20 protein-coding genes are annotated in these 22,193 nt (G+C 49.4%); 8 read left to right on the forward strand and 12 right to left on the reverse strand.

The window, feature by feature from the left end:
* The first annotated feature begins 202 nt into the window (after positions 1-202).
* Together AC0Z7K_RS00660 and AC0Z7K_RS00665 are read left to right on the forward strand one after the other, a co-directional pair.
* On the forward strand, positions 203-499 hold the full coding sequence (locus tag AC0Z7K_RS00660) for a YciI family protein (protein WP_485612304.1): 297 nt from the start codon (positions 203-205) through the stop codon (positions 497-499).
* A 112-nt stretch (positions 500-611) separates the two neighbouring features.
* Positions 612-773 (forward strand): YnfU family zinc-binding protein, encoded by a 162-nt coding sequence (locus AC0Z7K_RS00665; protein ID WP_217204059.1) that lies wholly within the window; start codon positions 612-614, stop codon positions 771-773.
* Here AC0Z7K_RS00665 and AC0Z7K_RS00670 read toward each other — a convergent pair whose 3' ends face one another.
* A complete protein-coding gene (locus AC0Z7K_RS00670) occupies positions 774-956 on the reverse strand; it encodes a YciY family protein (RefSeq protein WP_413528641.1) in 183 nt (60 codons plus the stop codon).
* A gap of 280 nt (positions 957-1,236) precedes the next feature.
* On the opposite strand from AC0Z7K_RS00670, the gene cls reads away from it, so the two are divergent.
* On the forward strand, positions 1,237-2,697 hold the full coding sequence (gene cls, locus AC0Z7K_RS00675; RefSeq protein WP_413528640.1) for a cardiolipin synthase: 1,461 nt from the start codon (positions 1,237-1,239) through the stop codon (positions 2,695-2,697).
* An 81-nt stretch (positions 2,698-2,778) separates the two neighbouring features.
* On the forward strand, positions 2,779-3,102 hold the full coding sequence (locus AC0Z7K_RS00680) for an HI1450 family dsDNA-mimic protein (RefSeq protein WP_112165646.1): 324 nt from the start codon (positions 2,779-2,781) through the stop codon (positions 3,100-3,102).
* A 70-nt stretch (positions 3,103-3,172) separates the two neighbouring features.
* Here AC0Z7K_RS00680 and oppF read toward each other — a convergent pair whose 3' ends face one another.
* The 6 genes from oppF to AC0Z7K_RS00710 form a co-directional block, all read right to left on the reverse strand.
* Positions 3,173-4,177: a murein tripeptide/oligopeptide ABC transporter ATP binding protein OppF gene (gene oppF / locus AC0Z7K_RS00685; RefSeq protein WP_056781023.1), complete on the reverse strand. Its 1,005-nt coding sequence runs from the start codon at positions 4,175-4,177 to the stop codon at positions 3,173-3,175.
* Between the two features lie 29 nt (positions 4,178-4,206).
* Positions 4,207-5,169, reverse strand: a complete 963-nt coding sequence (gene oppD, locus AC0Z7K_RS00690; protein ID WP_413528651.1) for an ABC transporter ATP-binding protein — start codon at positions 5,167-5,169, stop codon at positions 4,207-4,209.
* A 71-nt stretch (positions 5,170-5,240) separates the two neighbouring features.
* Positions 5,241-6,149, reverse strand: a complete 909-nt coding sequence (oppC, locus tag AC0Z7K_RS00695; protein ID WP_413528639.1) for an oligopeptide ABC transporter permease OppC — start codon at positions 6,147-6,149, stop codon at positions 5,241-5,243.
* Between the two features lie 15 nt (positions 6,150-6,164).
* Entirely contained in the window at positions 6,165-7,085 is a 921-nt protein-coding gene (oppB, locus tag AC0Z7K_RS00700; protein WP_112165640.1) for an oligopeptide ABC transporter permease OppB, read from the reverse strand.
* 180 nt (positions 7,086-7,265) lie between these two features.
* Complete coding sequence (gene oppA / locus AC0Z7K_RS00705) at positions 7,266-8,906, reverse strand: oligopeptide ABC transporter substrate-binding protein OppA (RefSeq protein ID WP_413528637.1); 1,641 nt, start codon at positions 8,904-8,906, stop codon at positions 7,266-7,268.
* Between the two features lie 1,163 nt (positions 8,907-10,069).
* Positions 10,070-10,714 carry a YchE family NAAT transporter gene (locus AC0Z7K_RS00710; protein ID WP_112165637.1) on the reverse strand — a complete coding sequence of 215 codons (645 nt, stop codon included), beginning with the start codon at positions 10,712-10,714 and terminating at the stop codon, positions 10,070-10,072.
* Positions 10,715-11,254: 540 nt separating this feature from the next.
* On the opposite strand from AC0Z7K_RS00710, the gene adhE reads away from it, so the two are divergent.
* Entirely contained in the window at positions 11,255-13,930 is a 2,676-nt protein-coding gene (adhE, locus tag AC0Z7K_RS00715; RefSeq protein WP_485612307.1) for a bifunctional acetaldehyde-CoA/alcohol dehydrogenase, read from the forward strand.
* Between the two features lie 139 nt (positions 13,931-14,069).
* Here the strand turns inward: adhE and AC0Z7K_RS00720 are convergent, their stop codons facing one another.
* A complete protein-coding gene (locus tag AC0Z7K_RS00720) occupies positions 14,070-14,678 on the reverse strand; it encodes a thymidine kinase (protein ID WP_485612308.1) in 609 nt (202 codons plus the stop codon).
* Positions 14,679-15,299: 621 nt separating this feature from the next.
* Between AC0Z7K_RS00720 and hns the strand changes: the two genes are divergently transcribed.
* Positions 15,300-15,707, forward strand: coding sequence for a histone-like nucleoid-structuring protein H-NS (gene hns, locus AC0Z7K_RS00725; protein ID WP_056780802.1), 408 nt, complete (start codon positions 15,300-15,302; stop codon positions 15,705-15,707).
* 196 nt (positions 15,708-15,903) lie between these two features.
* On the opposite strand, the gene AC0Z7K_RS00730 is transcribed toward hns, so the two are convergent.
* From AC0Z7K_RS00730 to rssA, 4 genes are all read right to left on the reverse strand, one after another.
* Positions 15,904-16,911, reverse strand: coding sequence for an NAD-dependent epimerase (locus AC0Z7K_RS00730; protein ID WP_485612309.1), 1,008 nt, complete (start codon positions 16,909-16,911; stop codon positions 15,904-15,906).
* Positions 16,912-16,920: 9 nt separating this feature from the next.
* Positions 16,921-18,264 carry a UDP-glucose dehydrogenase family protein gene (locus tag AC0Z7K_RS00735; protein WP_485612311.1) on the reverse strand — a complete coding sequence of 448 codons (1,344 nt, stop codon included), beginning with the start codon at positions 18,262-18,264 and terminating at the stop codon, positions 16,921-16,923.
* A 226-nt stretch (positions 18,265-18,490) separates the two neighbouring features.
* Positions 18,491-19,504 (reverse strand): two-component system response regulator RssB, encoded by a 1,014-nt coding sequence (gene rssB / locus AC0Z7K_RS00740; RefSeq protein ID WP_413528632.1) that lies wholly within the window; start codon positions 19,502-19,504, stop codon positions 18,491-18,493.
* Between the two features lie 96 nt (positions 19,505-19,600).
* Complete coding sequence (rssA, locus tag AC0Z7K_RS00745) at positions 19,601-20,512, reverse strand: patatin-like phospholipase RssA (RefSeq protein WP_112164349.1); 912 nt, start codon at positions 20,510-20,512, stop codon at positions 19,601-19,603.
* 147 nt (positions 20,513-20,659) lie between these two features.
* Here rssA and AC0Z7K_RS00750 point away from each other — a divergent pair, with 147 nt between their 5' ends.
* The gene (locus AC0Z7K_RS00750) at positions 20,660-21,124 is read left to right on the forward strand and encodes a YchJ family protein (protein WP_485612313.1); all 465 of its coding nucleotides are present in this window, start codon (positions 20,660-20,662) and stop codon (positions 21,122-21,124) included.
* A 54-nt stretch (positions 21,125-21,178) separates the two neighbouring features.
* A complete protein-coding gene (gene purU / locus AC0Z7K_RS00755; protein ID WP_112164351.1) occupies positions 21,179-22,027 on the forward strand; it encodes a formyltetrahydrofolate deformylase in 849 nt (282 codons plus the stop codon).
* Positions 22,028-22,193: the final 166 nt, after the last annotated feature.

A 22,193-nucleotide genomic window follows, 5' to 3' on the forward strand; every position in this document is an offset into this window, starting at 1 on the left:
TTCCCCGTGAAGCCGCAAGTTTAAATGTAAATAGCAATCATATTCAACACCGAGATGACAACTATTCTCAAATAACCTCTGACTTGATCCCGCGCAAAGCACTTTCTTCGGGCTTCAGGTTTAGCTATGGTAATTCTGCACATCGGTCTGCCCGCGCGAAATCGCGACAGATTGCTCATTAAAATCAAAAGAAAGGTGGCTCATGCTTTACGTTATTTATTCTGAAGATGTATCCGATTCACTGGAAAAACGTGCGGCTGCCCGCCCTGCACATATCGAAAGGCTTAAAAAATTGCAGGCTTTGGGCCGGGTGTTAATCGGCGGACCAACGCCGGCAATCGACAGTGAAGACCCCGGTGCTGCAGGCATGACCGGTTCACTGCTGGTGGTAGAGTTTGAAAAGCTGGAAGCCGCTAAAGCCTGGGCGGATGCTGACCCGTATGTCGAGGCGGGCGTGTATAAAGCCGTCACCGTGAAACCCTTTAAACGCGTCTTCTGAAACTGAACTGCGTCACGACCTGAACCGTCGTGGCGCAATAACCCCAAAGCCGTCACAATGCTTTCATGGCTTCTGTGTTAGGATGTTTACCCCTGCCCATGAGGTAAGCACTATGTCATTCTTCGACGGACTGAAGTTTCTAACCAGTAAAACCACGAAGGTTACTTGCCCTGAATGCGGGTATGTTGCTGAACAAATCAGCACCAAAGTTCGCAAAAACTCCACGCTGGTCTGTAAAAAATGCGGCGCGCTTTTCCAGCCTAAATCCCGCTAATCATGAACTCCATTCGTAATTCACGGCATACAATGACAGGCGTTGATGTTGTTGGTGGTGGATTTGACGAATACGGTAGATGTGACGATAGCGTCTCGACTGACCTTCCAGCCAGCGGCTTCTCCGGCGCTGAGTCTGGCGTAACATACGCCAGCGACCGACTTCATTTTTACTGCGTTTCATACACCTGTGTCCCGTGGTGGCCGTCACTGTTCAATAATGAAAGAATAAGAACGGAAGAATTTAGCCGGGACATTATAGGCCGATGACGTTGTGATCCAAGTCTTGTTTCTCACCTTGTCTCCTGTAATCAGCTAACCTTGATATCAGCACCCTGAGAATTTTTATCAGTCATTAACAGATTCAGAGGTAGCTGATTGATTGGTGGGAAAAAGTTGGTTAAAAGAATCTCCCGAACACGTACACTTACGCTAATGGCTTGCGAACAGGATTTTTCGCCTTTATGACAACTTTTTATACGGTAATCAGCGGATTTCTGGTTTTTGGATACTGGTTACTGATAGCCGGCGTAACTCTGCGCATTTTGATGAAACGCCGTGCGGTGCCTTCGGCCATGGCGTGGCTGCTGATCATCTATATTATTCCTCTGGTTGGCATCATCGCCTATCTGTCGTTTGGTGAACTTCATCTGGGCAAACGTCGCGCCGAACGTGCAAAAGCGATGTGGCCTTCTACGGCGCGCTGGCTGAACGATCTCAAAGATTGCCAGCGCATTTTTGCCACCGAAACCAGTGAAATTGCCGCCTCTTTATTCCAGCTCTGCGAACGCCGTCAGGGTATCGCGGGGGTAAAAGGCAACCAGCTTCAGCTGCTGACCACCAGCGATGACGTGCTTAAAGCGATGATGCGCGATATTGAACTGGCGCGCAGCAACATCGAGATGGTGTTTTACATCTGGCAGCCCGGTGGTCTGGTTGATCAGGTTGCCGAATCGCTGATGGCGGCTTCACGACGGGGTATCCATTGCCGTCTGATGCTCGACTCAGCCGGCAGCGTTACTTTCTTCCGCAGCCCGTATCCGGCAATGATGCGTAATGCCGGTATCGAAGTTGTAGAAGCATTACAGGTAAATTTGTTCCGTGTGTTCCTTCGCCGGATGGATCTGCGTCAGCACCGTAAAGTCGTATTAATCGACAACTATGTAGCCTACACCGGCAGCATGAATATGGTCGATCCGCGTTTCTTTAAACAGGATGCAGGCGTCGGTCAGTGGGTTGATCTGATGGCGCGCATGGAGGGCCCGGTAGCCACCACTATGGGTATCGTTTATTCCTGCGACTGGGAAATCGAAACCGGTAAACGTATTCTGCCGCCGGAGCCCGATACTAATCAGATGCCGTTCGAGCAGGAAAGTGGCCATACGATTCAGGTTATCGCGTCAGGGCCGGGCTTTCCTGAAGATATGATCCATCAGGCTTTGCTTACTGCCACATATTCTGCGCGCGAACAGCTGGTCATGACCACGCCTTATCTGGTGCCGAGCGACGATTTGCTTCATGCAATATGTACCGCCGCACAGCGCGGTGTGGATGTCAGCATTATCTTGCCGTTAAAAAATGACTCTATGATGGTCGGCTGGGCCAGCCGCGCGTTCTTTAACGAGCTTCTTGAAGCCGGTGTCAAAATTTACCAGTTCGAAGACGGCCTGCTGCACACCAAAAGTATTCTGGTGGATGGGCAACTGAGCCTGGTCGGGACAGTCAATCTGGATATGCGCAGCCTTTGGCTCAATTTTGAAATCACGCTGGTGATCGATGACGCCGGATTCGGTGCCGATCTGGGTCGCGTTCAGGACGATTACATTGCGCGTTCGCGCCTGCTGGATGTCGAAGCCTGGCTGAAACGTCCCTTCTGGCATCGTCTGGTCGAACGTTTGTTCTACTTTTTCAGCCCGCTGCTGTAAAAGCCGCGTTGAGCGTGGTGTAATACGCGCAGTACCGGTTTTGATAAAGCCTGAATACACTCATTTGTAAACGAGAATGCTATGGACCTGAATAATCGCCTGACCGAAGACGAAACGCTTGAGCAAGCTTACGATATCTTTCTGGAACTGGCCGGGGATAACCTGGATCCAGCGGATATCCTGATCTTCAATCTGCAATTTGAAGAACGCGGTGGCGCTGAGCTTTATGATCCGGCAGAAGACTGGGTAGAACATGTGGATTTCGATCTAAACCCTGACTTCTTCGCTGAAGTGGTGATTGGTCTGGCGGACGCAGAAGACATGCCGATCAATGATATTTTTGCCCGCGTGCTGCTGTGCCGGGAGAAAGATCATAAGCTGTGCCATATTCTCTGGAAAGAGTAACCCGAATACAGCGTATAAAAAAACCTGCCAGCGGCAGGTTTTTTTATGCTTCAGGGCTGACACCAATGATTCAGAGCGGATCAACTTTCAGGCAGGAAACCGCATGGCGGAAACTACCTTCGAGCAGCGGACGGGTGATCGCACATTCCGGTCCGGCAATCGGACAACGTGTACGGAACACGCAGCCGGATGGCGGATTGATTGGCGAAGGTAATTCCCCTTCCAGCAACTGAATCACTTTGTTACGCTCTTTGTCCGGGTCTGGTACCGGCACGGCAGACATCAGCGCGCGGGTGTAAGGATGCTGAGGATTGTTATACACCTCATCATAAGTGCCGAGTTCCACCGCGTGACCCAGGTACATCACCAGAACACGGTCAGAGATGTGTTTTACCACTGCCAGATCGTGCGCGATGAAGATAAGTGACAAGCCCATTTCGCGCTGCAACTGTTGCAGCAGGTTTACCACCTGCGCCTGAATCGACACGTCCAGTGCGGACACCGGTTCGTCACAGATAATCAGCTTCGGCTCAAGGATCAGAGCACGCGCGATACCAATACGCTGACACTGACCACCCGAGAATTCGTGCGGGTAACGGTTGATCAGGTTAGGCAACAGCCCGACCTTCAGCATCATCGCCTTCACTTTCTCTTTCACCTCTAAACGAGGCATATTCGGATTATAGGTTTTCAGCGGCTCGGCGATAATTTCGCCGATAGTCATACGCGGGTTCAGGGACGCCAGCGGATCCTGGAAAATCATCTGAATATCGCTGCGGGTTTTACGCCACTCGTTATCAGACATATTCAGCAGGTCTTTACCCAGCCACGCCACGCGACCGTCAGTCGCTTTCACCAAACCTATTAGTGCCCGGGCAAAGGTCGACTTACCACAGCCAGATTCCCCTACCACGCCCAGCGTTTCACCTTCATAAAGACGCAAAGTGACGCCATCCACGGCTTTCAGGGTTTTTGACGGCTGCCAGAACCACTGTTTGCCATCTTTAATGTCGAAATGGACTTTGAGATCGGCCACTTCCAGCAGGACTTTTTTCTCCGGCGCGTGGGTGTTCATCGCTGAGCTGTCCATGATTGTATTGTCAGTCATACCAGTTCCTCCAGCGGCTTATAGCAGGCACGCAAACGACCCTCACCGAAACGCTCAAGCGGTGGCGCTGTGGCGCAAATATCCATTGAGTGCGGACAACGCGGCTGGAACGGACAGCCTTTTGGCAGACGCAGCAGGTTTGGCGGATTACCTGGGATGGTCATCATGGCGCCGCCTTCTGCATCAAGACGCGGAACAGCATTCAGCAGACCGATGGAGTACGGATGACAAGGTTCGTAGAACACGTCGCGGGCGCGGCCATATTCCATAGTACGGCCTGCGTACATCACCAGCACTTTGTCACAGATTCCGGCAACAACGCCCAGATCGTGTGTGATCATGATGATCGCGGTGTTGAACTCAGCTTTCAGTTCATTCAGCAGCGTCATGATCTGCGCCTGGACGGTCACGTCCAGAGCCGTGGTGGGTTCATCGGCGATCAACAGTTTCGGACGACACAGCAGCGCCATCGCGATCATCACACGCTGGCGCATACCGCCGGAGAATTCGTGAGGAAACATTTTCATACGCTTGCGGGCTTCCGGCATTTTTACCGCATCCAGCATACGTACAGATTCTTCAAAGGCTTCACGTTTGCTGAGGTGTTTATGCAGCATCAGCACTTCCATCAGCTGCTCACCGACGCGCATGTACGGGTTCAGCGAGGTCATCGGATCCTGGAAAATCATCGAAATCTGCTCAGCGCGCAGCTTGTTCAGCTCCTTTTGCGGCAGATTAAGGATTTCGCGGCCGTTGAATTTCGCTGAGCCGCCGATACGGCCATTGCTGGCCAGCAGGCCCATCAGTGCAAACGCAGTCTGGGATTTACCGGAACCGGATTCACCCACTATCCCTAAGGTTTCACCGGCGCGCAGGTCGAAATTCAGATCGTTTACCGCAGTAACATCGCCGTCAGGCGTCTCGAAAGTGACGCGCAGGTCTTTCACGTCCAGCAACATCTCGCCTTTCAGGGCAGAAGCCGGTGCCGCGTTGGCTTGAATTTGTTCAATAGTGCTCATGGTTGCACTCCTTAACGATCTTTCGGGTCGAGGGCATCACGCAGGCCATCGCCGATAAAATTGAAACAGAACAGAGTTACAACCAGGAAGCCTGCCGGGAACAGCAGTAACCAAGGTGAAACTTCCATCGAGTTGGCGCCGTCACTTAACAATGCGCCCCAGCTGCTCAGCGGCTCCTGCGTACCCAGACCCAGGAAGCTCAGGAAGGATTCGAACAGGATCATGCTTGGCACCAGCAATGACGCATACACCACTACGACACCTAAAACGTTGGGAACAATGTGACGCAACACGATATTGCGCGTACTCACACCGCTGACCAACGCCGCTTCGATGAATTCTTTACGTTTCAGGCTAAGGGTCTGGCCACGCACGATACGTGCCATATCCAGCCACGACACCATGCCGATCGCCACGAAAATCAACAGGATGTTCTGTCCGAAGAAAGTCACGAGCAGGATAACAAAGAACATGAACGGGAAAGAGTTGAGGATTTCCAGCAAACGCATCATGGCGGAGTCAATCTTACCGCCCAGATAGCCGGACAACGAACCGTACAACGTCCCGAGGATCACCGCCACCAGCGCAGCGGCAACACCCACCATCAGCGAGATACGCCCGCCGATCGCCACACGAACCAGCAAATCACGGCCTGAGGAGTCAGTCCCGAAAAAGTGGTGTGAAGCCATATCAGGCGCGGCCGACATCATATTCCAGTCGGTATCATCGTAGGCAAACTGTGATAAGAACGGAGCGAAAGCCACGAACAGGGCAATAAAGGCCAGAACGATCAGGCTGGTGACTGCAGCGCGGTTATGCATAAAGCGACGACGCGCATCCTGCCACAAACTGCGGCCTTCAACTTCCAGTTTCTCGGTGAAGTTCTCGACAACGTCGCTGTTTTTTTTACTTAACATCATTGACGTACTCCGGCATTAATAACGGATTTTCGGGTCGATGACGGCGTACAGCACGTCAACGATCGCATTGAATAAAATGGTCAATGCGCCCACTAAAATAGTCAGGCTCAGTACCAGCGAGTAGTCACGGTTTAAAGCGCCGTTAACAAACAGCTGGCCGATGCCCGGCAATCCGAAAATGCTCTCGACAACCATCGAACCGGTGATAATCCCCACAAACGCAGGCCCCATGTAAGACAGGACTGGCAAAAGTGCAGGCTTAAGTGCATGGCGCAAAATAATGCGGTGCAACGGTAAGCCTTTAGCGCGTGCTGTGCGGATAAAGTTGGAGTGCAGGATTTCTATCATTGAACCACGGGTGATACGCGCAATGCTGGCGATATAAGCCAGTGAAAGTGCGACCATCGGCAGGATCATGTATTTGGCCCCCCCGCCGTTCCAGCCACCGCCCGGCAACCATTTCAGGGTAATGGCAAATATCAGCACCAGTAACGGTGCGACGACGAAACTCGGGATAACCACCCCGGTCATCGCCACTCCCATCACCGTGTAATCCCACTTGGTGTTTTGATTCAGCGCAGCAATAACCCCCGCCGTCACACCAAAAACAATCGCCATGATAAATGCCGCCAGTCCTAATTTCGCCGAAACCGGGAAAGAAGCCGCGACCAGATCATTAACGGTGTAATCCTTATATTTGAACGACGGACCGAAATCGCCTTTGGCCAGCTGTTCTAAATAATTGAAATATTGCTTATAGATTGGGTCATTGAGGTGGTATTTCGCCTCAATGTTCGCCATCACTTCTGGTGGAAGATTACGCTCACCCGTAAAAGGGCTGCCCGGTGCGAGACGCATCATAAAAAACGAAATGGTGATCAAAATGAAAAGCGTCGGAATCGCTTCCAGACAGCGGCGTAAAATAAACTTTAACATTGCCCGTACCTGTTTCTAAGCCTGTCACTACAGCTTGATAGTTTTTGGCTTGGTCACGATGACCCGCGTGTGCGGCTCATCGTAGTGGCTCTTTGCTATGGCGCTGAATACTCGCGCCATAAGCATTACCTTCATCAAATAAAAACAGGGCAGCTCGGGGATGCCCTGTTTCCTCACGTATTAGTGTTTGATGATGTACAGATCTTTCACGTAGACGTTGTCCTGTGGATCTTTACCGGTGTAACCGCCAACGTATGGTTTCACCAGACGCGCGTTCACGTAGTAATACACAGGGACAATCACAGAATCTTTATCCAGCTGAGTTTCCGCTTTCTGATACAGACCCGCACGTTCGTCGTCAGTTTTCGCCGTCAGGGTGTCCGCGATCGCTTTATCAAACGCCGCGCTCTTATAGTGAGAGGTGTTGTTGCTGCTGTCAGACAGCATGGTGTTCAGGAAGGAAGACGGTTCGTTGTAGTCAGAGCACCAGCCGGCGCGCGCTACATCGAAGTTGCCCTGATGACGGCTGTCCAGGAAGGTTTTCCATTCCTGGTTGACAAGTTTCACGTCCACGCCCAGGTTTTTCTTCCAGATAGCGGCTGCGGCAATCGCCAGTTTCTTATGCAAATCAGACGTGTTGTACAGCAGTTCGAAGGTCAGTGGTTTGGCCGGTGTGTAACCCGCTTCTGCCAGAAGTTTTTTCGCTTCGGTGTTGCGCTGATCCTGAGTTTCTTTGAACCAGGCCGGAGGCGTCAGTTTCGCGCCGTCGGTGTAAGGAGGGGTGTAGCTGTACGCCGGCAGATCGCCTTGCGCTTTCACTTTGTTCACGATGATGTCGCGATCCAGACCCAGTTTCAGCGCTTCACGTACGCGTGAATCAGTGAACGGTGCTTTCTGGTTGTTGATTTCGTAGTAGTAAGTACACAGATACGGATCAACGTGCACTTCGGTAGGGATTTCTTTTTTCAGTTTCTGGAACAGTTCGATCGGCATGTTGTTATATGTCATGTCGATTTCGCCGCTGCGGTAGCGGTTAACGTCTGTGACTTCAGAAGAAATTGGCAGATAAGTAACTTGATTGATGACAGTTTTGGCGTTGTCCCAGTAAGTCGGGCTACGCTCAAGCACGATACGTTCGTTGACGGTCCAGGCCTTCAGTTTGTAGGCGCCGTTGCTGACGTAGTTTTCTGGCTGAGTCCATTTGTCGCCAAATTTCTCAACAACGCTTTTGTTCACCGGCTTCATCGCGGTGTGGGACAGCATTTTAACAAAATACGGGACCGGTTCGGTCAGTGTCACTTGCAGGGTATGGTCATCAATCGCCTTCACACCCAGGGTATCAGGGCTTTTCTTACCGCTGATGATGTCATCGATATTTTCGATGTGGCCGTATTGCAGGTAGCTTTCATACGGAGAGGCAGTTTTTGGATCAGCCAGGCGCTGCCAGCTGAACACGAAATCTTGAGCAGTAACAGGGTCGCCGTTGGACCATTTAGCTTCCGGACGCAGGTGGAAAGTCCAGACTTTGAAATCTTTGTTTTCCCAGCTGGTAGCGACGCCAGGAATGACGCTGCCGTCTTTACTGTCGGTATTTACCAGACCTTCCAGCAAATCACGGATAACGTTCGATTCCGGAACGCCTTCAACTTTATGCGGGTCAAGAGACTGAACTTCTGAACCGTTATTACGCACCAGCTCTTGCTTGTCTGACAGCGTCACACCGGCAGGCACAGTAGCAGCAAAGGCGGTATTGATAGATATGGCGCCAACCGCAGCCATGATGCAGGCAGCCAGCAGATTTTTTTTTGTGATGTTGGTCATTGTCATTCAACTCCAATTTTTATTATGAACTTACGCGCTCTGGCGCAAGATAAACCCTTTCCGGGTTAACGGATTTCACAAGCAGGAACGAATTGCTCAGAAACTCCCCCATTTCGTCACCATCCACAGATGGTGTCCCCTCTTACTACGTGAAGCCGTTGAAACGTCAGGCTGTTAAGCGCCATGCGGTTTCAGAGATCGTTAAGGATGATCCCCTCCATTTGACTCGCCCCGCTCACCGCCGATTTTGACTTCGGGGATAAACCAGGCCGTCGCATACTGATATTCCTATTCCTACTCAATAAAGTTTTTTGGCTTTCACCCGTAAAGCCGAAAGCCTCCCGGCATCATCAAACGGCGGGAATCAAATAAGAAGAAGAACTGAAGATTTGTTTTGCTTAACGGGAAGATTCAACACAAGGCTATGTAATGCCAGCAACGCAAAGCCTGTCTTCCTGAAAAGAGAAAGCGACTGAGGATAAATTTGCGTTACGTATTGCGACACTTCGCTCTCCAAAAACAAATGAAACTGCTTCAATCTTTCTATGCCTTGCAAGATTCGTTCTCACTTAGAGCATGACTCTAAACAATTTTCCATTTGTGAAGACGTTTTGAAAATTATCAGAAGCCCGATACCGGCGCCAATTAATTTTGCAAATTTGTTACGTAATTCTCTTTTATGCGTTGCAGAGCGTTTGGAGCCTACTAAGTACAGCACAAACAAAGTGCATTTAACTCACTGATTTTGATTAAAAATTAGCAATCTCTTCAATTCAAAAATGCATTACAGCTTGCTCAACAACCCGGCTGACACAATCAGTTAACAATCTGCGCATTTCAAGGATAATGCCCTGTTAACTGCTGTGTTAACACTAATAACATCTCGATACGGCCTGCACAAGCCTTACAGAATGATGTGGATAAATTAACGGCAAAACGGGCAGGAAAGGAGTGTATTAAGCAAAAAAATAGCTAAGTTTATTATAAGAAATGAAGGCTTGGAGTGAAATGAAGTATGAGAAGGGAGTTTACGCTACATTTGGGTGCAAACGCTCTTATTTACGCCATTAGCTGCACTATATTAATGCATGGCATTATAAGAGGAAGTAATAATTATCGCGAAAACACATCAGCGTTTTCGCGATAATTTGTCTGCTTATTGATTAGAGCAAGCCGGGAAAAATAGCTTTTATCCCGGTGACAATAAACTCAATCCCCAGAGACATCAGCAACAAACCCATGATTCGGGTAATGACGTTGATGCCGGTTTGCCCCAACAAACGTACCAGCAAAGGCGCGGCACGGAACAAAAGCCAGCAACAGAACGCGAAAAACATGATCGCCAGCGTCAGACCGAGCAGGTTTTGCCAGCCGTTGTAGCGAGAACTCCAGACGATTGTCGAACTGATCGCCCCCGGCCCCGCCATCAGAGGTAAGGCTAAAGGAACAACACCGACGTTTTCACGGATCGCCGTTTCCGACTTCTCTTGTTTGTTCTGCTTATCTTCGCCCAGCTTGCCGCTTATCATCGACATCGCAATGGTCACTACCAGGATGCCGCCGGCAATGCGAAATGAATCAATTGAGATCCCAAACAGGTGAAGAATGGCATCGCCGAGAAATAATGCCGTCGACAATATAATGGCGACCGACAGGTTAGCCGTCATATTGGTCTTATTACGGCCAGCCGCTGCCTGATAGCTGGTCATACTAATGAAAACAGGCAGGATCCCGACAGGGTTCACCAGTGCAAACAGCCCGACGAAAAATTTGATATAGCCTGAAAAATCTAATAAAGATTGGCTCACGCAGAACTCCGCACAAAATGCCAGTAGATGAAGGTCTTGATGGGGCGCTAATGTACTGGAATTGCAATGAAGGCGCCACGTCGTTTCATGGTATTTATCACCAGAATTTCAATAAAAAGCAGTGAATGACACTTTTGTTAAATAAGTGTAATGTTGCTGCCCTAAATGGCTGCTAATTTGTAGGCGATTAGGTATTTTTTGATAATTATTCTCAATAAACCCCAGCTGAAAGGTGTCAGCATCGGTGTTTAGTGATCCAGATCAAATTCCTCCTCCCTACAAATAGGTAAGCTTTGCGCATAGTCACTCACCGGTACTTACGAACAGGCTCTGACATAAACGTTCATAAGATGGCGCGGAATGGCAATTTATCTACTACAGGTGCTACACGACTGAAAGCTCTTTGAGCAAATAAAGAGACAGAGATAACACATTGAGAATGATAGCATTAATTACTTTCTCACGGTGTAAGATAGCAAGGCTATACTAATCTCTGGCAGGTTATTTACTAAAAGAGTTTAACTTTATCAGGAGAGCATTATGGCTGTAACAAATGTCGCCGAACTGAACGCGCTGGTTGCCCGAGTCAAAAAGGCACAGCGTGAATATGCCAACTTCAGTCAAGAACAAGTAGATAAGATCTTCGCTGCCGCCGCCCTGGCTGCTGCCGATGCGAGAATTCTGCTGGCAAAACTTGCTGTTGAAGAATCCGGTATGGGTATTGTCGAAGACAAAGTGATCAAAAACCACTTCGCCTCAGAATATATCTACAACGCCTATAAAGATGAAAAAACCTGTGGCATCCTCGGTCAGGATGATACCTTCGGTACCATCACTATCGCAGAGCCAATCGGCATCATCTGCGGTATCGTACCTACCACCAACCCAACGTCCACTGCGATTTTCAAAGCGCTGATTAGCCTGAAAACCCGTAACGGCATCATCTTCTCCCCACACCCACGTGCTAAAAATGCGACGAACAAAGCTGCAGATATCGTTCTGCAAGCGGCTATCGCTGCGGGTGCGCCGAAAGACATTATTGGCTGGATTGACGAACCAAGTGTAGAACTGTCTAACCAGTTGATGCATCACCCAGACATCAACCTGATCCTGGCGACCGGTGGTCCTGGCATGGTGAAAGCAGCCTACAGCTCTGGTAAACCAGCCATCGGCGTGGGTGCAGGTAATACTCCAGTTGTTGTTGATGAAACTGCTGATATCAAACGTGTTGTTGCTTCGGTGCTGATGTCAAAAACCTTCGATAACGGCGTAATCTGTGCATCAGAACAGTCCATCATTGTGGTTGATTCTGTCTATAACGCAGTACGTGAACGCTTCTCTTCCCACGGCGGTTACATGCTGCAGGGTAAAGAGCTGAAAGCGGTTTCCGACATCATCCTTAAAAATGGTGGCCTGAACGCGGCTATCGTAGGTCAGCCAGCAGCGAAAATCGCTGAAATGGCCGGCATCAAAGTTCCCGCTCATACTAAAGTGTTAATCGGCGAAGTCAGCGTTGTTGACGAATCTGAACCGTTTGCACATGAAAAACTGTCCCCTACTCTCGCGATGTACCGTGCAAAAGATTTTGAAGATGCGGTAGCAAAAGCAGAGAAACTGGTAGAAATGGGCGGTATCGGCCATACCTCTTGTCTGTACACAGACCAGGATAACCAACCAGAACGTGTTAACTATTTTGGCAACAAAATGAAGACTGCACGTATTCTTATCAACACCCCTGCTTCACAGGGTGGTATCGGTGACCTGTATAACTTCAAACTTGCCCCTTCTCTGACGCTGGGCTGCGGTTCATGGGGTGGTAACTCCATCTCTGAAAACGTCGGTCCTAAACACTTGATCAACAAGAAAACTGTAGCGAAGCGAGCAGAAAACATGTTGTGGCATAAACTTCCAAAATCTATCTACTTCCGTCGTGGCTCACTGCCAATCGCACTGGAAGAAGTGGCGACTGACGGAGCAAAACGCGCCTTCATCGTGACTGACCGTTACCTGTTCAACAACGGCTACGCAGACCAGATCACCAGCGTTCTGAAAGGCCACGGTATTGAAACTGAAGTGTTCTTCGAAGTAGAAGCGGATCCAACGCTGAGCATTGTGCGTAAAGGTGCTGAGCAGATGAACTCCTTCAAACCAGATGTGATCATCGCACTGGGTGGTGGTTCACCGATGGATGCAGCGAAAATCATGTGGGTGCTGTACGAACATCCAAACACTCAGTTCGAAGATTTGGCGCTGCGCTTTATGGATATCCGTAAACGTATCTACAAATTCCCGAAAATGGGCGTGAAAGCGAAAATGATCGCCGTCACCACCACTTCCGGCACCGGTTCTGAAGTGACTCCGTTTGCTGTTGTAACCGATGATGCTACAGGTCAGAAATATCCACTGGCTGACTATGCTCTGACTCCGGATATGGCTATCGTCGATGCTAACCTGGTCATGAACATGCCAAAATCACTCTGTGCGTTCGGTGGTCTTGATGCGGTAACTCACGCACTTGAAGCTTACGTTTCAGTACTAGCGAATGAATACTCTGATGGCCAGGCGCTTCAGGCTCTGAAATTGCTGAAAGAAAACCTGCCAGCCAGCTACCACGAAGGGGCTAAAAACCCGGTTGCTCGCGAACGTGTTCACAATGCGGCAACTATCGCGGGTATCGCGTTTGCCAACGCTTTCCTGGGTGTCTGTCACTCCATGGCCCACAAACTGGGTTCAGAGTTCCACATTCCTCACGGTCTGGCCAATGCCATGCTGATTTCCAATGTTATCCGTTACAATGCTAACGATAACCCAACCAAACAAACTGCTTTCAGTCAGTATGACCGCCCACAAGCGCGTCGTCGCTACGCTGAAATCGCAGACCATTTAGGTCTGGGTGCTCCTGGCGACCGTACTGCACAGAAAATCCAGAAACTGTTGAACTGGTTGGACGAAATCAAAGCGGATCTGGGTATCCCAACCTCTATTCGTGAAGCAGGCGTTCAGGAAGCAGACTTCCTGGCTAAAGTAGACAAACTGTCTGAAGATGCGTTTGATGACCAGTGTACCGGTGCTAACCCACGTTACCCACTGATTGCTGAGCTGAAACAAATTCTGATGGATACCTTCTACGGCCGCGAATATAACGAAGACGTTGCTGATGAAGTTGCAGTTGCTGCACCAGCACCAAAAGCTGATAAGAAAACCAGCAAAAAATAACTTGCTGAGTTTCCGGTAAGCAAAAAACCCGCCACTTGGCGGGTTTTTTATTTGCTTCTCACAAAGCGTCGAACGTTCTTACGCTGAAATCTTGGGGCGACACATCCGCGCATGGCGCGTTTTCTATCCACCACGTAGCTTACTCAGGCTTTATTGCATCGTTATCGTCAATAGCAGCCATCGCTTCTTTGTAATGCTTGCGACAGACCGACACATAGCTCTCATCTCCGCCTATTACGACCTGTGCGCCATCGTGCAGGGCGTGCCCTTTCTCATCCAGTCTCAGGTTACGATTGGCTTTACGACCGCAGTGACAGATGGTTTTAAGCTCCACCAGTTTATCCGCCCACGCCAGAAGGTATTCACTGCCCTCAAAAAGTTCGCCACGAAAGTCTGTACGCAATCCATAACACAAGACAGGGACATCAAGGTCATCCACGACGTCTGTCAGCTGCGACACCTGCGCCTTCGTCAGGAACTGGCACTCATCGATCAGAACGCAGTTAAGACGCTGCGGGCCGCTCTCCTGAGCAATAAGGGTAAACAGGTCAGTCTCATTATTATAAAGCTCTGCGGGCGACGACAACCCGATACGGGAGCTGACTTTCCCAAGACCAAACCGGTGATCCAGCTCAGCGGTTAACACCAGCGTGCGCATGCCACGTTCTTGATAATTATATGAAGACTGCAACAGAGACGTAGACTTACCGGCATTCATAGCCGAGTAATAAAAATAAAGCTGAGCCATGAAGCGGCAACCCCGTAACGTATTGGAAGGCGGAATTTTTCGGCTTGGATTGTACCACAATCCCTCTCATGGATAACAACGCGTTACGGTTCTCAATATGATCCCGGAATAACCTTTCCCGACATTTTGAAAATCACAGAAACTTACAATCAGAAATTATAATCCTACGTAAGGGTAAGAGTTATCGTAACTGCTTATTACCTTACATGACGGGCATTTATATGTAATTTTCAGTGAAGATAATGGTTTGTCTATACATTAAAGAACCGGTCAGCGAAGTCCTAAAAAGGCAGCTGTGCTGCGGCTTATTGCGGCATTAATGCCCTTTCTATCCATATCCTTACAATTGATCCTAGGGTAAATGTTTTAATTGTCCGGATGCGTATACGGTTATACAGCGCAGAGTTCCACTTGAGAATACACCTGCGGAATGTATTGGATAGAGGGTTATAACCCCCCGGTAAATAGCGGCTCCAGACTCATCTATATTTTAACTGCATCATCATTATTTGCTTTAAATGCGTAAATTAGAGTCAGTAATACAAATTGTCTATTGCAGAACAGGGAAGAGCAATCTATTATTACACAAACGTCCCCCACCATATAATTGAGACTAGTATAATGAGCGAAGCATTAAAGATTCTGAACAACATCCGTACTCTGCGTGCGCAAGCAAGAGAATGCACTCTGGAAACTCTGGAAGAGATGCTGGAAAAATTAGAAGTTGTTGTTAACGAACGTCGCGAAGAAGATTCTCAGGCGGCTGCTGAAATTGAAGAACGCACGCGTAAACTGCAACAATACCGTGAAATGCTGATTGCTGACGGCATTGATCCTAACGAATTGCTGCAAACGATGGCTGCTACCAAATCAGCGGGTAAAGCTAAACGTGCTGCGCGCCCTGCTAAATACAAATACATCGACGAAAACGGCGAAAACAAAACCTGGACCGGCCAGGGTCGTACTCCGGCTGTAATCAAGAAAGCAATCGAAGAGCAAGGCAAATCACTGGACGATTTCCTGCTGTAATTGCTCTTATTGAAACAAATGTAAGTCATGATAAAACCCATCCATCGCGATGGGTTTTTTGTTTCGGTATTTGAATAGAGCTGAACCGTCTTAATCCATAAATCAAAATTTAATTTATGGATAAAAACTATAAGATTTAACCGAATAAACAGAAACAAAAAAGGCTGCCTGAGCAGCCTTTGTCCACCACGCCAGTTTATACGTGGTAGAAATCGCGATACCAGTCCACGAAGTTTTGTACGCCCTGCTCAACTGTCGTTTCAGGCTTAAAGTTGATGGCCTCATAAAGCGGCTGTGTGTCAGCACTGGTCTCATGCACGTCACCAGGCTGCATAGGCAGCAGGTTCTTGCTGGCTTCGGTCCCCAGCGCCTTCTCAAGCGCACTAATGTAGGCCGTCAGTTTCACCGGGCTGTTATTACCGATATTATAAACACTGTAAGGAGCAGAGCTGCTGGCAGGTGAACCATTCTCCACCGTCCAGTCCGGCTGAGCCTGCGGAATAACATCCTGCAAACGTACAATCGCTTCCGCAATATCATCAATATAGGTAAAGTCGCGACGCATCTCCCCGCGGTTATAAACATCAATACTCTGGCCCGCGATGATGGCTTTTGTAAATTTAAACAATGCCATATCCGGACGTCCCCAGGGACCGTAGACGGTAAAGAAACGCAATCCAGTTGTTGGCAGGCTATAAAGATGTGAATAAGTGTGAGCCATTAATTCATTGGCTTTTTTGGTCGCGGCATACAGTGAAACAGGATGATCAACAGAATCATCCGTCGAGAAAGGTTGTTTCTTGTTCAGGCCATAAACTGAACTGGAAGAAGCATAAAGTAAGTGACCCACTTTATTATGACGACACCCTTCCAGAACATTAACAAATCCTATGAGGTTAGAATCTGCATATGCCAAAGGATTTTCGATGGAATACCGGACACCGGCTTGCGCAGCCAAATGAATAACACGGTCAAAACGCTGCTCTGCAAACAAATCGGCCATACCCCCGCGATCGGCTAAATCCAGCTTAATGAACGAAAAGCCGTCTTTATTTTCGAGCTGCGCCAGACGCGCGAGTTTCAGATTGACGTCATAATAATCATTCAGATTATCAATCCCGACAACGGTATGACCTGCCGCCAGTAAACGTTGTGACACGTAAAAACCAATAAAACCCGCAGCGCCGGTAACCAGATATTTCATGAATACTCCTTACAGAACCGGATTGACTGATGCACCACGGCCAATGCCGTAGTAAGTAAACCCGCGTTTTTCCAAACGTTCAGGATCGAATAAATTACGACCATCAAAGATGACCGGCTCTTTTAATGCATTTTTGATGACATCGAAATCTGGCGCGCGGAAATTCTGCCATTCGGTGCAAATAATCAGCGCATCCGCGTTCTGCAATGCGGATTCTTTAGTGCCCATCAGTTCAAGATCTTCGCGATGACCGTAGATCCGCTGAGTTTCATTCATCGCTTCTGGATCGTAGGCTTTGATTTTCGCCCCTGCTGCCCAGAGTTGTTCCATTAATACACGGCTGGAGGCTTCACGCATGTCATCAGTATTAGGTTTGAACGAAAGGCCCCACAGCGCAAAGGTTTTACCTTTGAGGTCCTCACCAAAGTGACGCTGAATAAATGTCGGCAATTTATATTTTTGCTGATAATTCACCTGTTCCACGGCCTGTAATAATTTCGGCTGATAGCCAATATGTTCTGCTGTACGGATCAGAGCCTGCACGTCTTTCGGGAAGCAAGAGCCGCCGTAGCCGCAGCCAGGATAGATAAAGTGGTAACCGATACGGGAGTCTGAGCCGATCCCCTGACGAACTTTCTCAATATCTGCACCCAGCATTTCAGCCAGATTAGACATCTCATTCATAAAGCTGATTTTGGTGGCCAGCATGCAGTTTGCCGCGTACTTGGTCAGTTCTGCGCTACGGATATCCATCAGGATCATACGGTCATGATTACGGTTGAAGGGTTCGTACAGTTCACGGATAGGATCGATGGCGTTAGGATTGTCGGTACCAATGACGATACGTTCAGGGCGCATGCAGTCGGCGACAGCGGCCCCTTCTTTGAGGAACTCAGGGTTTGAAACGACGTTGAAATCGATATCCACACCGCGCTTTTTCAGCACCTCGGTCATCACTGCACGAACTTTATCCGCAGTCCCGACGGGCACAGTAGACTTATCAATCACCACTTTGGGTTCAGTCATGTGTTCGGCGATGGTACGCGCCACGGCAGTCACATATTTCAGATCTGCGGAGCCATCTTCATCCGGCGGTGTACCAACAGCAATAAACTGAACGGTTGCGTGCGCCACGCCTTCAGCCGCATCGGTGCTGAACAACAGACGCCCTGCTTCATAGTTCTGTTTAACTAACGGGGTTAGACCTGGTTCAAAAATGGGTATCTGACCATTTTTCAGATTTTCTACTTTTTTTGCATCCACATCGATGCACAGTACTTCATGCCCGACTTCAGCAAGAACCGCCGCCTGAACAAGTCCGACGTAACCGATACCAAAAACTGTTACTTTCATCAGCGAATTCCTATTATATATTTTTAAACATCATTTTTAGACTACGTGAAATTGAGACCTAAAATTCTGGGCGCATTATACCAGTTTCAAACGTAAGTGCCTCTGCAAAGGCATATTTTGCATAAGATAGGTCTTAGAATAATGTGATGAATCATTAAGACGAAAAGTCGTGCGGGAGAAATGCTCAATATTATTAAGGCATTATTCTACATGATGAGAAATGTTCTCACTCAGTAGACAACATTAATCTCAGACGCCCACCCGATCCCCACACCTGACATTGCCACGCCTCACAGCGCTGGCTTATCTGATTAGAATAGGTTGCGCCCGTCGTGCCCAGCGGCACGCCGTTACTCAGCTGAATGGTATTGGTGCCGGTATTGAGATTCGCATGCAGGCCTGCCGAGACCAGAATAAGATTTTTATGCTCGGCATGATAATAACCGAGTAAAAGCGGAAACTGGCCTTTCAGGTTTGCTTGTTTGAATAAATGATTCACCTGCTTAAGCAGAGTAGACATCTGCGGTAACCGTTGATGCTGGTCGCTCAAATGCTCACGCAGCAGGCTGTTAAAAATGGCGCGCAGCAACAACGCAGCGAGAACGCCATTTTCATTGGCGCGTGTCACATCCAGACAATAGAAACCCAAATCTTTCGATGACAGCGCCGCAATATCCAGCACCAGTCCCGGATGATCCGTCGTCGTCAGTTGCCGGTAGTTAATGCGGCAATTGGCCAGCGTTTGTTGTACCGGTGGCTGTAATTCTTTGAGCAAGCGTTGCGCTTCATTTGGATTACGGCACAACGCTTCCCAGTCCTGAACCAGTGAACTTTCCTCCATCGCCTGAGAAGAAAACAACTTCGGATACAGGCAGGTCAGCAACGCATCGCGTAACCGCTGGAGATCGTTTATCGGTTTAAGCAGCACATCTTCGACACCAAGGCGCAGCATCGTCGCGACATCGGTCATTTTATCTGTAGCGGAAATCACCAGAACGGGAATTTTGTTCCCCTGCAGACGCAGGTTTTCGACAAACTCGATACCGCCCATTTCGGGCATCGCTAAATCGCAGAGGATCAGGTCAGGAGGAAAGTCTTCTATCAGGGATAGGGCCTGCAGGCCATTTTCGGCCTCTGTGAAAGTCGCGCCGAGGGAGCTCACATAGCCAGCGAGCACAGATCGGAAAACGGCTTCGTCTTCAACGATAAGAATGTGCTTGCTTGTAAGTGGTTTATCCATCACGGCCCCCAGATTTTCTTATTCTAATAGTGGCTCATAAAGCCTGTTTTTGCTTGTCAGAATTTTCAGATTCCGTCAATACACACGTTAAGCCACTCAGAACTGTTTGTTTTTTATCAGGGGCAACAATTGTTCTCTTTGTTTTTCGACGGCGAGGCGCCCTGCTTCAATGGCCTCCGCAGCGCGGTGGAAATCGAGCGTCGAAATTTGCGGGCAATAAGGCTGGATAACCACGTCCGGCGGATCGCCCGCCATACGATTACGCTTAAGCCGGTTCTCCAAAACCTGGATGGAGGTCGACATAATTTCCATCGCCGAAGGGCTGACATTCGGCTTACGGGCGTTCGGGCGGGTTAAGCGCTGGCGAATTCTGTCACGCCAGCTCAGGTCTTTCTCAGTAATGAGTGCTTCTCCCGTCGGTTGTACTGTCAGTAAATCTTGCTGCATCAGGTGCGCGTCATGCTGAAGATCGACCGCTATTACAATATCTGCCCCTAACGCACGGGTCAGCGAGACCGGCACCGGGTTCACGACAGCGCCATCCACCAGCCAATACCCATTATGCCAGACCGGCGCCAGCAGGCCGGGCATGCTGCAGGAGGCGCGAATGGCTTCGTGCAAATCCCCTTTGGTCAGCCACAGTTCGCGGCCGGTACTCAGGTTCGTTGCCACGGCGCCGAATTTTTTCGAGCACTCCTCAATCTCGTTGATGCGGATAATCTGTCCGACGGCGTTGAAGACCCGCTCCCCGCGCAGCAATCCCCCGCGTTTCCACGAGAAATCCATCAGGCGCAGCACGTCCCAATAACTGAACGAACGCACCCAGCTTTCCATCGCCGGCAGCCGGTTACTCACATAAGCCGCACCCACCAGCGCACCCACTGAACATCCGGCGACCACATCCACCTCGATATCCATATCTTTCAGGGCATTAATCACGCCGATATGTGCCCAGCCTTTTGCTGCTCCCGAGCCAAGGGCCAGACCAATGGTGACTTTTCTGCTCATGTAAAACCTTAATGCTATCTGTAGATAAGAGTGAACCGGGAAGCGCGTTGCCACACGACGAGGATGTTAGGTAACATAACACTTTGATGCATTCAATAGCGCAACCTGCGTGCAACATACGCAAGACATGCTGATTCAGGAGTTTACGTGTCCCTACTTTGCCCTTGCGGCAGCAACATTTTGTTCGACGAGTGCTGCCAGCCATACATCGACGGAGATAAACCGGCACCGACGCCCTCTGCGCTGATGCGGTCCCGCTATACCGCCTATACATTTAAAAATGCGAGTTATCTGATAACCACCTGGCATCCTGATTGTCAACCCGAGCACTGGCGCGACAGTTTACAGGAAGGGTTTGCGACCACAGACTGGCAGGGATTGCAGGTCATTAGCCAGTATGACGGTCGCGACCAGGATGAAGGATTCGTGGAATTCGCCGCGCGATTTACCGAAGCTGGCCAGGAGCAGATTCATCTGATCCACGAGCGTTCGCGATTTCTTCGTTTGAAAGAACGCTGGTACTATATAGACGGAATTAAACCGCAGACAGGCCGCAATGATGCCTGCCCGTGCGGATCGGGTAAAAAATATAAGAAGTGCTGCGGTAAATAATTCAATCGCATTGTTAATTTGTTATTACCAGTCTTGGACAGGATCCACACCCTCATGTCGCAACAAAATGTACAAACCAAGGTATTACGCACCATTTGCCCTGATGCAAAAGGTCTGATCGCCAAAATTACGAATATTTGCTACAAGCACGAACTGAATATCGTGCAGAACAATGAATTCGTAGATCACCGCACCGGACGCTTCTTTATGCGTACCGAACTCGAAGGCATCTTCAATGACACCACGCTGCTTGCCGATCTGGACAGCGCGCTGCCTGCCGGTTCCGTACGCGAATTGCACAGCACAGGCCGTCGTCGCATCGTTATCCTGGTGACCAAAGAAGCACATTGCCTTGGCGACCTGCTGATGAAAGCCGTTTACGGCGGTTTAGATGTGGAAATCGCCGCGGTGATCGGTAACCACGACACGCTGCAAACGCTGGTGGAACGCTTCGATATTCCGTTCCATCTGGTCAGCCACGAAGGTCTGACCCGCGAACAGCATGACAGCGCGATGATTGCCCAGATCGACCAGTATCAGCCGGATTACGTGGTTCTGGCGAAATACATGCGCGTTCTGACACCGGGCTTCGTGCAGCATTATCCGCATCAGGTCATCAACATTCACCACTCGTTCCTGCCGGCCTTTATCGGCGCACGCCCGTATCACCAGGCGTACGAACGCGGCGTGAAGCTGATTGGTGCCACAGCGCACTACGTCAACGACAGTTTAGACGAAGGCCCGATCATCATGCAGGACGTGATTAACGTCGATCACACCTATACCGCTGAAGATATGATGCGTGCCGGTCGTGACGTCGAGAAAAACGTGCTTAGCCGTGCGCTGTATCGCGTCCTGGCGCAGCGCGTATTCGTTTACGGGAATCGCACGGTTATCCTGTAGAACGCTGTTCTGACGGTGCTTTTCGCGCAGAGAAGCATCGTTAAGAACAAAAAAACCGCAAACGAACTTTATTATCGCTTTCAGCGCTTTACACATCCGTTTCATTTGGTATTATGCGCCCCGTTCGCAGCGTTAACCGCTGTAACGTGAAATCATCCATGTAGCG

The organism is Rahnella sp. 1L-D-7-B-C2, assembly GCF_057290995.1.